25 protein-coding genes are annotated in these 14758 nt (G+C 44.7%); 14 read left to right on the top strand and 11 right to left on the bottom strand.

All coding sequences use genetic code 11. From position 1 onward, the window contains the following. Positions 1–3: 3 nt before the first annotated feature. Genes DW033_RS08925 through DW033_RS08915 form a run of 3 tightly spaced genes read left to right on the top strand, consistent with a single transcriptional unit; the run spans position 4 to position 1390 of the window. A complete protein-coding gene (locus DW033_RS08925) occupies positions 4–585 on the top strand; it encodes a conjugal transfer protein TraO (RefSeq protein ID WP_007754126.1) in 582 nt (193 codons plus the stop codon). Between the two features lie 13 nt (positions 586–598). Continuing rightward, positions 599–1057: a DUF3872 domain-containing protein gene (locus DW033_RS08920; protein WP_007754124.1), complete on the top strand. Its 459-nt coding sequence runs from the start codon at positions 599–601 to the stop codon at positions 1055–1057. 12 nt (positions 1058–1069) lie between these two features. After that, positions 1070–1390, top strand: coding sequence for a hypothetical protein (locus DW033_RS08915; RefSeq protein ID WP_007754121.1), 321 nt, complete (start codon positions 1070–1072; stop codon positions 1388–1390). Positions 1391–1593: 203 nt separating this feature from the next. On the opposite strand, the gene DW033_RS08910 is transcribed toward DW033_RS08915, so the two are convergent. The 11 genes from DW033_RS08910 to DW033_RS08850 form a co-directional block, all read right to left on the bottom strand. After that, positions 1594–2076, bottom strand: coding sequence for a hypothetical protein (locus DW033_RS08910; protein ID WP_028728958.1), 483 nt, complete (start codon positions 2074–2076; stop codon positions 1594–1596). Between the two features lie 11 nt (positions 2077–2087). Beyond that, positions 2088–2309 carry a DUF3873 domain-containing protein gene (locus DW033_RS08905; RefSeq protein WP_007754116.1) on the bottom strand — a complete coding sequence of 74 codons (222 nt, stop codon included), beginning with the start codon at positions 2307–2309 and terminating at the stop codon, positions 2088–2090. 22 nt (positions 2310–2331) lie between these two features. Continuing rightward, complete coding sequence (locus tag DW033_RS08900) at positions 2332–2544, bottom strand: hypothetical protein (protein ID WP_007754115.1); 213 nt, start codon at positions 2542–2544, stop codon at positions 2332–2334. 52 nt (positions 2545–2596) lie between these two features. After that, entirely contained in the window at positions 2597–3130 is a 534-nt protein-coding gene (locus DW033_RS08895) for an antirestriction protein ArdA (RefSeq protein WP_007754113.1), read from the bottom strand. A 634-nt stretch (positions 3131–3764) separates the two neighbouring features. Beyond that, on the bottom strand, positions 3765–4295 hold the full coding sequence (locus DW033_RS08880; protein WP_007478213.1) for an ORF6N domain-containing protein: 531 nt from the start codon (positions 4293–4295) through the stop codon (positions 3765–3767). An 84-nt stretch (positions 4296–4379) separates the two neighbouring features. Continuing rightward, entirely contained in the window at positions 4380–5609 is a 1230-nt protein-coding gene (locus DW033_RS08875) for a site-specific integrase (protein WP_122382676.1), read from the bottom strand. 396 nt (positions 5610–6005) lie between these two features. Further along, positions 6006–6281, bottom strand: a complete 276-nt coding sequence (locus DW033_RS08870; protein ID WP_122382675.1) for a hypothetical protein — start codon at positions 6279–6281, stop codon at positions 6006–6008. Positions 6282–6811: 530 nt separating this feature from the next. Then, positions 6812–7420, bottom strand: coding sequence for a hypothetical protein (locus tag DW033_RS08865; RefSeq protein WP_122382674.1), 609 nt, complete (start codon positions 7418–7420; stop codon positions 6812–6814). 19 nt (positions 7421–7439) lie between these two features. Beyond that, positions 7440–7799, bottom strand: a complete 360-nt coding sequence (locus DW033_RS08860; protein WP_122382673.1) for a hypothetical protein — start codon at positions 7797–7799, stop codon at positions 7440–7442. Positions 7800–7820: 21 nt separating this feature from the next. Further along, positions 7821–8138: a hypothetical protein gene (locus tag DW033_RS08855; protein ID WP_122382672.1), complete on the bottom strand. Its 318-nt coding sequence runs from the start codon at positions 8136–8138 to the stop codon at positions 7821–7823. A gap of 37 nt (positions 8139–8175) precedes the next feature. Beyond that, complete coding sequence (locus DW033_RS08850) at positions 8176–8958, bottom strand: S24 family peptidase (protein WP_233554165.1); 783 nt, start codon at positions 8956–8958, stop codon at positions 8176–8178. Between the two features lie 83 nt (positions 8959–9041). Between DW033_RS08850 and DW033_RS08845 the strand changes: the two genes are divergently transcribed. From DW033_RS08845 to DW033_RS08805, 11 genes are all read left to right on the top strand, one after another. Next, positions 9042–9302, top strand: coding sequence for a hypothetical protein (locus DW033_RS08845; protein ID WP_122382671.1), 261 nt, complete (start codon positions 9042–9044; stop codon positions 9300–9302). Further along, complete coding sequence (locus tag DW033_RS08840) at positions 9290–9847, top strand: helix-turn-helix transcriptional regulator (RefSeq protein WP_057316516.1); 558 nt, start codon at positions 9290–9292, stop codon at positions 9845–9847. Before DW033_RS08845 ends, DW033_RS08840 begins: the two co-directional genes overlap by 13 nt. 2 nt (positions 9848–9849) lie before the next feature. Continuing rightward, positions 9850–10107, top strand: a complete 258-nt coding sequence (locus tag DW033_RS08835) for a hypothetical protein (protein WP_008780395.1) — start codon at positions 9850–9852, stop codon at positions 10105–10107. 117 nt (positions 10108–10224) lie between these two features. After that, positions 10225–10395, top strand: a complete 171-nt coding sequence (locus DW033_RS24500) for a hypothetical protein (RefSeq protein WP_008780394.1) — start codon at positions 10225–10227, stop codon at positions 10393–10395. Positions 10396–10418: 23 nt separating this feature from the next. Beyond that, complete coding sequence (locus tag DW033_RS08830) at positions 10419–11420, top strand: recombinase RecT (RefSeq protein WP_034527440.1); 1002 nt, start codon at positions 10419–10421, stop codon at positions 11418–11420. A 33-nt stretch (positions 11421–11453) separates the two neighbouring features. After that, entirely contained in the window at positions 11454–12671 is a 1218-nt protein-coding gene (locus tag DW033_RS08825) for a hypothetical protein (RefSeq protein WP_057316520.1), read from the top strand. A gap of 1 nt (position 12672) precedes the next feature. Further along, on the top strand, positions 12673–12882 hold the full coding sequence (locus DW033_RS08820) for a hypothetical protein (RefSeq protein WP_057328718.1): 210 nt from the start codon (positions 12673–12675) through the stop codon (positions 12880–12882). Next, positions 12854–13504, top strand: a complete 651-nt coding sequence (locus DW033_RS08815) for a PD-(D/E)XK nuclease-like domain-containing protein (RefSeq protein ID WP_122369121.1) — start codon at positions 12854–12856, stop codon at positions 13502–13504. The genes DW033_RS08820 and DW033_RS08815 overlap by 29 nt, the downstream gene beginning before the upstream one ends. Before the next feature lie 4 nt (positions 13505–13508). After that, a complete protein-coding gene (locus DW033_RS24495; protein WP_154395621.1) occupies positions 13509–13676 on the top strand; it encodes a hypothetical protein in 168 nt (55 codons plus the stop codon). A 5-nt stretch (positions 13677–13681) separates the two neighbouring features. Then, positions 13682–14101, top strand: a complete 420-nt coding sequence (locus tag DW033_RS08810) for a hypothetical protein (RefSeq protein WP_122369180.1) — start codon at positions 13682–13684, stop codon at positions 14099–14101. 6 nt (positions 14102–14107) lie between these two features. Beyond that, positions 14108–14755 (top strand): hypothetical protein, encoded by a 648-nt coding sequence (locus tag DW033_RS08805; RefSeq protein ID WP_008780389.1) that lies wholly within the window; start codon positions 14108–14110, stop codon positions 14753–14755. Positions 14756–14758 lie beyond the last annotated feature (3 nt).

Raw genomic sequence — 14758 nt, 5'->3', positions numbered from 1 at the left:
GGAATGAAAAGACACATCTTTATAATGATGCTCTTTGCGCTGTGCCTGACCTCGTTTCAGGCACATGCGCAAAGATACCTGCCGGGCATGAAAGGCTTGCAAGTCACGGCGGGCATGGCGGACGGGGTGCATTGGAACTCCGACACGGATTTTGCCTACCACATCGGGGCGGCGTACAGCGTTTACACCAAGAACGCCAACCGCTGGGTGATTGGCGGCGAATACCTGCACAAGAAGTATGACTACAAGGATATGCAGATACCCGTAGAACAGTTCACCGCAGAGGGCGGCTATTACCTGAAATTCCTATCGGACAGGCGAAAGACTTTTTTCCTTTCATTGGGATTGTCGGCTCTCGCCGGGTACGAAACAAGCAACCGAAGCGAAAAGCTGCTGCCGGACGGCTCTACCTTGCTGGATAAGGATTGCTTCATCTACGGCGGTGCGCTGACGCTGGAACTGGAAGCCTACCTGACCGACCGGATAGCCTTGCTTGTCAGTGCAAGGGAACGGGCGTTGTTCGGCTCGGACATAGGCAAGTTCCACACGCAGGTATCTTTGGGACTGAAATTCATTATCAACTGACCGCTATATAATAATGTATATGAAGAATGTAATGTATAAAATCATCATGGGCTGCTACATCGTGGCCGCCCTCGTGCTTGTCACCGCCTGTAATGACAACTTGGATATTCAGCAGGCGTACCCGTTCAGCATCGAAACACTGCCAGTACCCAAAAGGCTGAAAGTCGGGGAAACCGCCGAAATACGCTGCCGACTGGTGCGTGGCGGCTATTACCAGCCGACTACCTATCAGATAAGGTATTTCCAGCCGGACGGCAAAGGGAAGCTGGAAATGGATAACGGCACGGTGTTCCTGCCCAATGACCTCTACCCGCTGGAGAAAGAAACGTTCTGGCTCTACTACACCTCGGCATCGACCGACCAGCAGACGATTGACATTTATATCATCGACAGCTTCGGGCAGATGCAGCAACTTACACTATCATTTAATAATGACAACAGCGAAGAAGAAACGGAAACAATAACCCCCTAATAATAAAACGACATGGTAAAAATAGAATTGGATATAGAAGGCATCTCGTGGTACATAGAAACCACGTTGGAAACAGATACAGTTCCGGCAGTAGGTGACATCATCATTATGGACAAGGACTGTATTTCCGAACGTGACAGTGCTGAATTATGGAAAACGCCGTCCAATCAGGTTTTCAAATGGGCGGACGAAGAAGATGATGCGCCTGTAATGGAATGGTTCGATTGCGACACGGAAATGCTTGTCAATAAACGGACATGGAAATATGACATCGAGGAAGAAGAAACCGTGTGCATACTTGGTGTAAAATTTATTCACTATGAGGATTTATAGTTGCGACATTCGTTTTTATCATCCTCTTGGGAAACCGGGTATGGAATGATACGCAAAGCGTAAATATCGGGCAGACATCCCGCCGGGAAGCATCGGCGGGATGTTTCCATGATAGGGAAAACGAAAGGCTTCTTTGTTACTTTCTTCACCCGCTGGCAGGCTCACGGAAGAAAGTAACGGCGGCAAGCAGCCGCCGTTTTCTATCAACTGGTTTTAAGGCTCTTTATGGACGTGTATTTCTCTAACCACACCTTTACCTGCTCCATGTTATATTCGCCCGTGATGATTGCCGTATGGTCGTCTATAGCTACAAACCGGACACTTTCATAGCTGTTTACCCAGCCTTGCAGGGAACAGACACCCCACGTTGCAACATCTTCAAAAACACTGCGGTCTATCCGGCTGATTGGTTCGCCGAAAACTACCGTCATTATCTGAAAGTCCGGTTTATCCTCCAACAGTTGCAAATGGTGCAGCGTGCCGAACTCGTCTATTTTGCGCCCCCACGCCCACACATCATTATACAAATCATCGCCCCACTGGTGCGGGTGGTCGAAACGGACTTTTACCTCTATGGTGTGTTCGTTTTCTTCTGTGTCCTCGATAACGCCCGTTACCATTAAGCCCGTAAAAATGCACTCGCAACGCCTGCCGATAAGCTCCTTGTTTACTTCTGTTGTTTTCATGTCCCTAAAATTTACTTGTTTATTACTCCGTTCTTCTTCGCTATCCATTCGTCACGCCTGCGGCGGCACTCGTCCAGCGTTTTGGCTACCGTGCTGAAAAGTTCGCCGTCCGTGTGGCGGTAGTCATATTGATAATAAATTTGTCCCCTGAAAGCCCCTAAACAGCATTTCACGAACTTTTCTTCTCCCGGTGTTTGGGTAATGCTTACCCCGTTTTTGTTAAGTGACTGCATGATGTTCTATTTTTTTTAATGGTTATAATATCAGTAAAGAAAGCAACAGCAGGAAAAGCAGAGCCACGCCCAGCGCATAAAGGGCTGAAAGGCAGACCCGGAGCAGGAAACGGGCGGCACAAAACACGATATACGCCGTTATCGCCGTGCCTGCTCCGGCTACGCTGGTAAACCGCCATGCAAGGCAGAGCAGCAACACCCGCCAAAGGATTTTATAAATGCTTTTCCGTTTCATCGCTTGGTCGTTTTTAACGGGCAGGGCTTTGACACCCCGCCCGGATTGGTTGTTATGCCGCACGGAACACAAAACCGTCATCAAACCAGTAATCGCACATAAAAAGGTCACGGGCGAACTTTTCATAATCGAAATAGGTCTTTGCGAACTCCGGCAGGTCGTAGCATTCCTCGATAATTTCATAGGCGAAATCTTCTTCATCGTCATATTGACCCAGATACTCGTCCCGGAAATCACGTACAAGGTCGTCCGCATCTTCCTCGCCCAAATCATGGCTTTTATAGTTGCACCACACGAAAAAGGCTTCCTGCTCGGTGTCGCTCAAATCCTCCACCGCATCACGCAGGGCGAAGAAGTTTTCAGAAATCCAGCTTTCGCCGATTAAGCCCTCCGGCACGTTCTCCCAGTCCTGAAACATGTATTCCGCATCTTCCTCGTCCTTGTGAAGTTCCCGGCAGGCTTCATAAAATTCTTCCTTGTCCGAATAGTCCGAAAGGTCGAGCCATGCGCCGGACAATGAACCGTTGTTGTACTTGGCATAAGTGCCTACATAAACTTTTGCTTCCGATAATACCTTTGCTTCCATATTGCTGTAATTTTTTAAGTTTTTAATTTTATGCGGATTTGAGAGGTGAGGGAGTTGAAGTTTCACTGAATTTTTTTCCTGTTTCCCGTAAATCCGACTTTTTTTTTATGCGTCTTCCGGTCGGGTCGGTCGTTTTCGTTTCACATAGGCGTAAAAGGGTAGTGTTTAGAGTTTGCAAGGTTTTGGGCAAAAAATACCTCGCAAGGCAGGGAAGATTTTTTCGCCAAACCGGAACGGCTCGACCTTGCAAAATCGTGAAGAACACGTAACTACCTTTGCCTATTGAAATGATTAAAACGACTGTCCCGGCTGGGGGACTGCGTAAGAGGAAGATTTACAAATAGGGAAACTGGGGAAAAGTGCCTGTTCTCTTTCATCTTTTAGGGAACACTCCATGCGGGCGGGAAAGGCAAGGGTGTTGTGAGCTTGCTTGCAATACGCTTGTGCGGGTTTCCAACGGCTCTTTTCACGAAATACAGTCAGCCATGCCACGCACGGCTGGCGTTTCGGGAAATGTGCCAGTTGGAAAAGGATATAAAAAATGCGGGTAGTCGGTAGACTGCCCGCAAGGTGGAAGAATGTACAATGCTGGGATATAGGTTATTAAGTGGAATTTCGTTACCGAAATCGTTACCTATTCGTTCTTGCCACGGTTATAGGTAACGAAACCTACCGGACGGCGTTCTTTCTGTTGTTTCGACTGGCTCAAAAGCTGGGTAAGGACTTGGTACAGTTCGTTGAACTGCGCATCGGTGCTTACCTCCAGTTCCTCGATGCGCCTTGACAGTTCCTCGTAACCGATTGCCATTTGGCGCATGAGGACAAAAGCCCGCATGATTGAAATGTTTACTTCTATGGCTACTTTGGAGCGGAGAACCGAAGAAAGCATGGCTACGCCCTGCTCGGTGAAAGCCATAGGCATAGCAACGCCGAAGTTGTAAGCAGGGGGTATCACATTTTGTGATACCCCTGTGGATAACAGCAAGTTAGCTTCCTCTTGGGTGAGTACAAACATAAAATCACCCGGAAAACGCTCGATATTGCGCTTGACCGCCTGCTTCAAGGCTCGTGTTTCCACTTGGTAGAGTTCTGCCAAATGATAATCGAGCATCACCCGGCAACTTCTGACCTCAAAAATCTTGTTTTGGATAATCTGCAAATCCATAATCGTATATTTTAGGAGATTTAGCAATGTTGGAATAATAGTAAGGACTGGTCACAAATTGTGACCAGTTCCATATAATCAAGATTACATGGCAACTTCCTTGTAAATCTTCTCAATGCCGACAAACTTCTTGTCAAGCCCCTGCATATCGCTGCCTATCTTGCTGTTGGTGATGCGGGCGTAGATTTGCGTAGTTTCTATGTTTGTGTGTCCCAGCATCTTGGACACCGTTTCAATGGGTACGCCCTTTGACAGCGTGGTGGTCGTGGCGAACGTGTGCCGGGCCACGTGGAATGTCAGGTTCTTTTTAATACCGCATATATCGGCAATCTCTTTCAAGTAGGCGTTTAGCTTCTGATTGCTGATTACGGGAAGTATCTTGCCGTCCGGCAACTTGCCCTTGTACTTCTTCAAAATCATCTTGGGAATATCCAGCAGGGGGACATTCACGTCCGTGTTGGTCTTTACCCGCTTGGTGATTATCCAAAGGTTGCCGTCAAAAGACTTTTGGATATTCTCCTGCCGCAAATTGGCGACATCGCTGTATGCCAGACCGCAGAAACAGGAAAAGACGAACAAGTCCCTGACGTGTTCCAGCCGTTCGGAAACCATTTTCTTTTTAAGGATAATTTTAATCTCGTCCTCTGTCAGATAACCCCTGTCCACTTTTTCCAGCCGGATTTTGTAGCTGGCGAAAGGGTCGCCCACCAGTATGCCGTTGTTACGGGCGATGATGATGATACGCTTGAAGAACTGCATGAACTTGGCGGTGGTGTTGTAGCCGCACTTGCAGGCGGTACGCAAATACAACTCAAAATCGGTAATGAACATCGGGCTTATCTCCTTTATGGATATGTCCGATACGTTGTACTTGCTTTGGATAAATTCAGCGAGGTGGCGGCGGGTCACTTCATACTTGCGGTAGGTCGCTATCGTCTTGGATATGCCTACAAGCTGCTTCACATCGTCATTGTGCTTTTGGAACAATGAAAGGATTGTTTCGTGGCTCTCGCTGTGTCCCAAGAACTCGTTTTTCACTTTCTCGGCGGTCACGTAATTGTCACGCCGCTGCATTTCGTGGTAAATGGTATTCAGGGAAGAACGTATGTCGTCCAAAAGGGCGTTTATCCTCCCGGCATCCCTGCCTTTGGCTTTGCCCGCAGTAATGCTCCAGTTGTCGGGCTGGATGCTCTGTTTCGTACTGAACTGGCAAAGTTTGCCGTCTATGGTGATGCGTGCCATAATCATAACCTCGCCGTTTTTCTTTTCAGAACCTTTCTTCAAATAAAAAAGAACCTTGAATGTCGATTTCATAACTCACTTTTTTTAGTTGCAAAATTAATTTTTACCTCTCGTTTTCGAGTTATGCAGACTATGGACTAATCAAGTCATTATCAGGTCATTTATGGACAAATCGTTACCGTTTTTGTCCGGCGGGGAATAGGTAACGATTTAGTAACGAAACTTTGTCTTTTACCGTACTTTTGAAGTCTTGGAAGCAGGACTTTCGGGCAATAAAAAAAGCCACAAATCATTGATTTGTAGCTTTTTGTCCGTTTGCTGACCATTTCTGTCCAGCACGTTCAGCGGAGAGACTGGGATTCGAACCCAGGGAGCGGTTACCCGCTCACCGCATTTCGAGTGCGGATAATACAATTTGATTATCAATTTGTTACAACAGATACTGTAAATACATAGTAAAAACGACATTTATAGTCGTCTTTTTTGATGCAGGTCTATCATCCAGTTAGCCCATTCGTCCGTCCCATACCTCGGAATCTCGAACCACTCCTTTTCGCTCAAATGAGGCAAGAGTTGCATGATCCGCTCCAGCTCACTCCGGAACCTGAAAACATCCTCTTCCGTTAGCCTTACCGAATAAAGCCTCTTGCATTCCTTTAATCCGGGGAAAGCTTGAAGCAAACTCATGATCTCGGTAAAAACGGGAGACTTGCCTTTGTCTATCCTTAACGTGATTCCGGACATTCCTTCTCCCTCTTCTCTAGTTGATATGACAGTAGAGCATTTTCCTGCTCCAAGGCATTACACCGGCTAATAGCATCTTTGAGCTGTTTCCGGAGTGAAACTATTATTTTGTCTTTATCTTCCATGTGTTTATATTTTTAGATAAAAATGATATGAGTTTTCTGCAAATTATTCTAATTGCAAATATTATAGTACTATGTGCCTATCTCATCCATTTATGGGATATATGTCCTTATAGAGAAAAAACAAATCAAAATGTTCTAATCAAAGCCATAATAGATACAAGCAAAGCTAATGTTGCAATAACAGTGGTATCAGCCACTTCCTATTCTCCGATAACCACTCTGGGTTAAAAACACTCTATTTTTCTCCATTTTAGAGCTTTTAATCCTTTTGGAGTAATTTCATAACAGACTATCCAAGGCTTTTCATCTATTGGTTCTCTTCTTTCTATTAGAAATCCCCACTCAAAGTACTTGTCAATAACAATTTCACCTTCCCTATAATAGGAATCGTTATGTAGAGCTAATTTATTTTGTACACGTTTTCAATCTTTCAACAACATTTTTCATCTCTGCCTCTACTTTTTCATATCTATCTTTTATTAGCAAATATTCACTGTGCTTTTTCACTTCACATACAACATTTTCCCCTTTTTCATTAAAAACATCTAATGAATCGTTAATATCTTTGGGAATCCGCTCTTTATCGATTGTATCTAAAGCTTTACAAATATTCTCCATCGTTCCTAAAGCAGAACATACTCTATCAGAATCTCCAGCTTTCAACCCATAATAAAGAGAAACCAAAAGACTTTTATAAGCAGTAATAGGTTGTTGACTCATTATTGATGCTGCTTGAGCAAAATTCACTGCGGCACGCAAATTCAGTGATTGAGAATCAATTTCATTCATCTTATTCACTAATAAAAGATTAAGCTTTCGTATATCTTTCATTTGTTTTTCCATTTCTAAACTCCCATATATTTGCCATCCAATAAGCAATGTAACCAATAAAGAAAGCGTACCTAATACCACCCCCCAATAATCCTTAAAATCAATAGGGGCAACTCGATATGACAACATTAGCGCTATAACAGATATCACCAATGCTAATATTGAAACCCAACAATTCCTCATATCTATGATTCAATTTTTACTAATAAAAGCTAACAGAAATCACAAAAGCCGCAATAGAAAACGTAACCATAATATAGTTATTTAACATAGCTCTAACCTCAGTTTCAATAAATCCGGTCCTAAGCATACAGAGACCTTCTTCTGTAATCGATATAGATCGCTTATTATCATCAGATCTTTTCAACCATTTTTCCCTAATTAGATGTTCTTCTATAATATCCCTATCAGTCGGATCACTTGTGAAAGATTTAATATTATTATAATAACGAGCTCTTACGAAACGTCCCACTTTTCTATCTTTCATAGCATATTGAGTAAGTATAATATTACTCTTTGTTCGCCAAAATATGACATCATCGATATTCTTAAGATCATTCATAGTCTACAATTTATAGTTCAATTATTTCCTTGTAAAGGCATAGACCAATAGAATAACATTAATCACGACTATCGCTATACCAATCAACATAGGTACATAATAAACTCCCAGTAATGAAGCTATTGTAAACAATATACTTACATAACGTATTGAAGTATCGTCTGTTACCTTTACTTGATCCATAACCTCAGATTTAGCACTTCCATTATCTTCTCCAAGATATTTGTTTTTAATCTTACGAATATCGTTTGTCATTATCCACAGCTTGATAAAAAGGATTATCTGTAAAATGCCAAAAACACATCCGACAATCGCTGCTATATACATATACTCTTCCATATCAATACTTAGTTTTAAACTGATTCTTATACTAAACTTACCTTCTTTTCGGCCTCAAGAACTCAATAACATTAAATATTTGGTATACTTCGGCTAAAGAAATTACCTTATCTGGATATATCGGGTTTAAAGAATGCACAGTTATAGTTCCATTCTCTACATTATGTTCCACTATCCTTTTTATAAGCACGCCTTCTTTATGAACAATGACAAAATCCCATTTTCGAATATGCAATTTTGAATCAATCCACAGTTCACGCTTAATCTCACGACACAATAGACGATCACCTTCTAAATAACTTTCTTCCGTTCCATCGTTCATACTATCCCCTCTAACTTCAAAAGCTATATAATGGCCATGAGCTTCATGATCAACAATAAAAGGAATTGTAGGTAAAGTTTCTATATATTCGGCATCCGCATAGCCACACAGATAACCGGCATAAGCATATTGATTCACAAGAGGCACATTTAAAATACAGTTTACATCTATAGGTATAGCTTCTACAACTTTCTTTTTATTCCCTTCTCCTGTCATCAACCAGCTCGGATCAATATCAAACCTGTTTGATATATCAGACAATATAGTAGAAGAAGGGGTAGGATATTTATTATTCCGTTCATCAATAATAAACAATCTATTGATTTTCTGAGAACTAGAATAACCCAGCATCTTAGCAAAAGCAGTTTTATTGCCATTTGCTTCTTCATTTACAAGATCTTTAATCCTTTGATTTATAGGAGGCAACTCTAACATGATAAAAAAAGTTTGATCTGAATACAAAAATGTTTGATTTTTTATTTGAAATAAATCAAACATGTTTTATATTTGCACCTGTAATCATTAATACACTGTCAAAGGTAAAGAAATTAGAACATATATAATAATGTAAGGAGGCAAAAATGGAAAAATTAAACCTACAAGGTCATGAGACTGGCGCTCGTTCGTTCAGAGAGATCTACTTCTCCATGGACAACACGCCGCCCAAGAAGGCTTTCATCCAAAAGATAGCTACCATTACCAAACGATCTGAATCGGCCGTCAGATGTTGGGTAGCGGGAGTCTACCAACCGGACGCATTAGCCCAAGAAGTGATAGAAAGAGAACTTGGCATTCCTGCCAGTGAGTTATTCCCAAAGGAGGATAAGATATGCGCGCAATAGAATTCTATACCACCCCCTCCGGCGAAGTAACTATCAAAGAGCAGGGACAGCCGGAACGCCAACTGAAAGAGTCCGATACGGATTTCATTCAAAGTTTCCTTGAGATTTTGGAAGAGTTCTATCCGGAGGCTTATGCGGCACTCCGCAAGTATTACGCCCGCTACGACGGGAATAAATGCTACCGGGATTTCTTGGCTGTACGCAGGTTTATCAAATGCAACTTCGGGCTGTACGATAACATGATAGACGTGGATGAGAACTGGAATTTCAAATTCGAGTTTGTCGGCTGCCCTCTACGAGGAGAGTGTGACGGGTTTAAGAAAATCTGTGAACCGAAGTTCAACAGTACATTATCAGACAGCCAGCTTCGGGTGATGGAGCTTTGCTACTATGGCAAGAAAGACGAAGAGATCGCGGAAACGCTTTTCATCTCGTCCCACACCGTAAAGAACCACCGGAAGAACGTTTTCCGGAAACTCTCGATACACTCCATGGCGGAGTTCATGCGATATGCGAACGAAAAGAATCTATTTAAGGGCGAATAATCATGCCAACCGAAAACACCTATCAAAGCATACCTTCTTTACGAAAGATCGAGATCGAATACCTTGCTTGGCAAATCACAAGGATGCAAGCGGGTATCCGGGAATTTATCGGGCAAAAGGAAGCGCACCTCCGTTTCGGGAGGCAGAACGTGGAAAAATGGGTCTCGGAAGGTAGGCTACAACGTTACAAGCGACCGGGCAAAATCGAGTACAGGCTGGAAAACCTGTATAAGTGCGCCCTGAATCCATACGACTATTAAATGAATCATTAACATAGCAAGGCACCTTGGCAAGGCGTTGCAAAAGGAAGTTTACGATACCCATCCAACTCGCTATTTCACGGACGGTAAACCGCATTGCTAATAAATCATTGACGTATGAAAACAGATTACTGGAAACTCGCCCAAGCGGTGAGGTGGGGATTTTACATCCTTTTCGGAACGCTCGCCATACTTGGAATCGTGGCTATTTGCCTAGGACATTTCCTGCATATCATCACGACGTCCGGATGTGCGGCAATGGCTTACATGATAGCTAAACATTGGTAACTAATATTTAAAAACATAACATCATGTCGAATCTAATTCAGATCAAAGTAGCTGAGTTGAATCAGCTAGACCCGCTCATGATAGCGGAAGATAACAGGGTAGAACAAAAGTTCATCCAAATGTATAACGCAATCTGGGGTACCGCCCAAGGAGCGCAAATCTACGAGAAAGAGAAATTCAACTTCCGGAAGATCTTACAAGACAAGCCGGAACTGCAAAAATGCACACCGTTATCCCTCTATGGATGCTTTTTGGACATAGCGGTCAACGGCCTGTCACTTGACCCGACAGGACGACCGCACTGTTATATTCTTCCCCGTAGCACAAAGACCGGCTATAAGGATAACAACGGTAGCGATATCTACGAACTACGTGCTTATCTCTCCATCACCGGATATGGCGAGTTAGTCATGCGGCAACGTGCCGGACAAGTCCGTTACGTGGATAATCCCGTGGTTTGCTATGAGGGCGATACCTTCTCCCCCGGGTTGATCGACGGCGTAAAGACCGTGACCTACCAAGCGGCATGCCCCCGAAAGTCCAACAAGGTGATAGGTGGTTTCTTACGTATCGTACGCTCCGACGGTACCGTGGACTGGCACTGGATGATGGAAGGCGATATCAAGCGATTGGAAGTGTACAGCTTTAAGAACAACCAGAAATGGAACCCGCAAACCCGGCAGAAAGAAGGGAAGGCCAATGCCCTTTATACCTCTAGCGAAGGAGGTATTGATCCGGGATTCTTGGAAAGCAAGCTTATCAAGCACGCTTTCGACGGATATCCCAAGGTACGCACGGGACAGTTCTCCTCATTCGAGACACAGGAGGAACCGCAAGAGATCGACTACGGACTGGAAGAAACAACCGTTATCCAGCCCAATCAAGCCGGACAGCAACCGCAAGCCCTCCAGCCCCAATCGGAAAATCCTTTACAAGGATTCGGAGAGCAACCGCAAGCGGAACCGATACCCGTATCTGGTATAACAGCCCAAATATCACAAGAAGATGAAGAAGCCGGATTTTAAGAGTTCAATATCAACATTCAAAATTTTATCGACATGGATACACAGAATAACAATTTACCTTTCAAGGCTAACGAGGTCATTAGCATCTTACAGACAGCCCCGGATATTCTCGCCCGCAATGAGGCGTCGGTCTCAGCTTGCACGAACGCAGGGAAAACCCTCTTGGACACGATTGAGGGAAATGGAGGTATCGGCACGGACGAGATCGACACTGCGGTACAAGAATACCTTGCGAAGTCAAAGAAGACCGTAGAGAACATGAACAACCGCCGGAAGCCGTTAACCCAAATGCTAACGGCCATATCCAAACGTTTCACGACACTAGAGGGTTCCATAGACGCCAAATCCAAGGGAACCATCCCTTATCTGCTACAGATGGAGCGTAACAAATACGCCGCCAAGAAGCTGGAAGAGCAAAAACGCCGTGAGGAAGAGGCCCGGCAAAAACAGTTGGCGGAGAACGAGAAAGCCCAATACCGGGCCGACATAACGGTCTTGCTTGATACCACGTACGCCGCCTACGTCGAGAAGCATATCAACGCCTTGAACGGGATTTTCAATCGTGCCTCCCTAGCCACGTATGGGGACGTATGCCGGCAGATCACGCAAACAAGCACCGGTTTCTCATGGACGGATTTCGTGAAAAACGTCGTGGATAACAAACAGACATTCTATATGGACGGTGAGACCCGCAAAGCGATCAAGAACGAGATAGCCATCCTAAAGAAAAAAGAATATTCCGATCGATACGCTTTCGAGATCGAGGGACTGAAACAATCCTTGGTCGACCGCCTCCCATCCCTCCGGAAACAACTGGAGGAGCAAGAGGAAATTCGCAAGACCAACGCAATCGAGGCGGCACGGCTGGAGGAGGAGCGCAAACGGAAAGAGGCGGAAGAACGTCAAAAGGCCGAACTGGAACGCAAGCGCAAGGAAGAGGAAGCGAGAGCCAAGGCGGAGGCAGAGAAAGCCACCGCGGAAGTACAGGCGGCCTTCGATTTCAGTGCCGCCAGTATGTCTCCTACCCCTACCAAGGCGAAGATAAAGAAAAAGATCCAAGTCACCAATCCACAAGGATTCATGCAGGTATACCAGATGTGGTTCATGCGTGAGGGTATCAATATGAGCATGGAGGATCTTGAGAAGATCCATAAGAAGATGATCTCCTATTGCGAGAAAACAGCCAATAAGGACGGTGAGCGAATCCAATCCGCATTCGTGAAATATGTCGATGATATAACGGCCAAGTGATATGAGAAAGCTATATCTGTCCTCATGGATAAACTTCGGGAAATACAGGCGTACACCGAGTAACCTAAAAAAGATCCTCGATACGGAAGAGGGCCGCAAATGGTTCCGGTGGCTGATGGATAACACTTACGATTTTGAATTTGACTTCGCAGTCATTGAATACTTAAAACTCAAGGAAGAAGATGCAAGATACGTATTACCTACGGTCTGAGGTCAGCAACTCAGACCTGACAGAACTAAAGAACCTCCTCTATCCCCGTACGCAATACGGGGATAAGGAGAAGGCGTTCAAGTTCGGGAGTCTGGTGGATGCGATGCTGACAGAACCCGAACGGGTAAGATATGACAAACATACGGTAGATGACGTATTGTATTCCGGGGAAGATTGGGAACTGGCACAAGCCATGATCAAGTCACTCCGTATGGAAGCCCGACACGATCCCTTATTGGCGCAAGTGCTTGCTAAAGCGGAGACGCAACGGTTCATGGTAAACAAGGGGCAACGTTTCCAATACGGCAACTTTGAATATACGCTCGACACTCGTTGCAAATGGGACTGGTGGCTTCCCACATTCGGATTCGGCGGAGACTTGAAAACTACCTTCGCCAGTTCCCAGAAACAGTTTGACGAGGCGATTGATTTTTTTGATTGGGATCGTTCCCGTGCCTGGTATATGGATATCGCCGGAAGCCGTCAAGATTTCATCTATGGTATCTCCAAGAAGAACCAAAAAGTGTTCAAGGCTTTCATCAGACGGAACGATCCGAGCTACCGGAAAGGGAAAGAGAAATACGAGGAACTAGCCTTCCGGTGGTGGATGCTAATAAGCTAATAGTATGAAGAGTCTAGTTTTAATCCTAATCGACTGGCTAAAGTGCAGGCTGGCAAAGAAATGCCCTATATGCGGAGCTTCCGTACTCGTAAAGAAATTACAGACGCATACGGGAAATACATTCAACGTATATCATTGCGGCAACTGTGGCAACGATTATATCTTAAAATAAAAATCATGAATCTCAATATCACACCGACAGACAAGATATCCAAGGAACTGGCCGCCATAGATGCCTTCCTGAATATCACAATGAGCGAAGACGTACAAGAAGCTGTCCTACGTGGAAACGACCTTGCCGTCTATATCGCCCGAACCGGGAAGCTGTTAGCGGACGCAAAATATCACCTGAACGTGAAAAAGAAATCGGAAGTATTCGACACATTACGGGAAACCGCTTCACGGGCCGGAGCGACCTCAAAGGCCGTAAACGCTATCATCGACAGCCTGTGCAAGGATGAGCAATACCTAGTCGACTGGTGTGATAGATTGAACCGGACTGCGACCCACCAATTGGAATGGTGTCGCACGATAATTAGCAAGGCGAAAACTGAAATGGCCTTAGCGCCTCAGAGTTATAACAATCCTAAATTTTAAAAGAGCATGGAAGAATTAGTAAAAGAGCAACCCGTGTACGAGATCCAGAAAGTGAAGATCAAGAACAACCAGCTCACGGCGGAGTATACGGAAAAGTTCGTGGAAGCGAACTACAAGAACAACATCCTAAAGGAATCGGAGCAGTTTATCCACCCCGATCTACTGTACGCGTTGAACCGACTTAAGCCACACGTAGTGAAAATCTGTGAGATGCACGAGGCTACATTGGTCAATGTCGCCAATCCCTCCGACGATGACTTGAACGAGAAGCTAAAGAATATCATCGTCACCGGATACAGCAAAGGCGGTAATGATGAATCAGCCGGCGTATCAATCCAAGCGCAAAAACTCCTGAAGAGCGGGCAGATCCTTAACCTCTCCGTCCCATTCACCAAATACGAGGACGAGTCTGGCGACGGGTACCTTTACGGAGCCGAGTTGAAAGAGGCCATCGGTAGATGTAGCTACGAGGTGGACGCTTATCTGTTCGAAGGTAAATATGGCATCAAGCAAGAATCCTTCGATTTCGATACCCCGGAGGAATCGGATATCACGGGCGAGAAGGAAGAGAAGCCTAAGAAACGGGGACGGAAGAAAAAAGAGCAGATCAAGGAGATCGCCGAGGAGGTGAAAGCCTTCGACGAGTTCGCCTAACCA

It is taken from the genome of Parabacteroides sp. AF39-10AC, from assembly GCF_003635405.1.
Lineage (GTDB): Bacteria > Bacteroidota > Bacteroidia > Bacteroidales > Tannerellaceae > Parabacteroides > Parabacteroides distasonis.
Note: the sequence above shows the minus strand (reverse complement) of the source record. Positions and strands in the feature narration are given on the sequence as shown.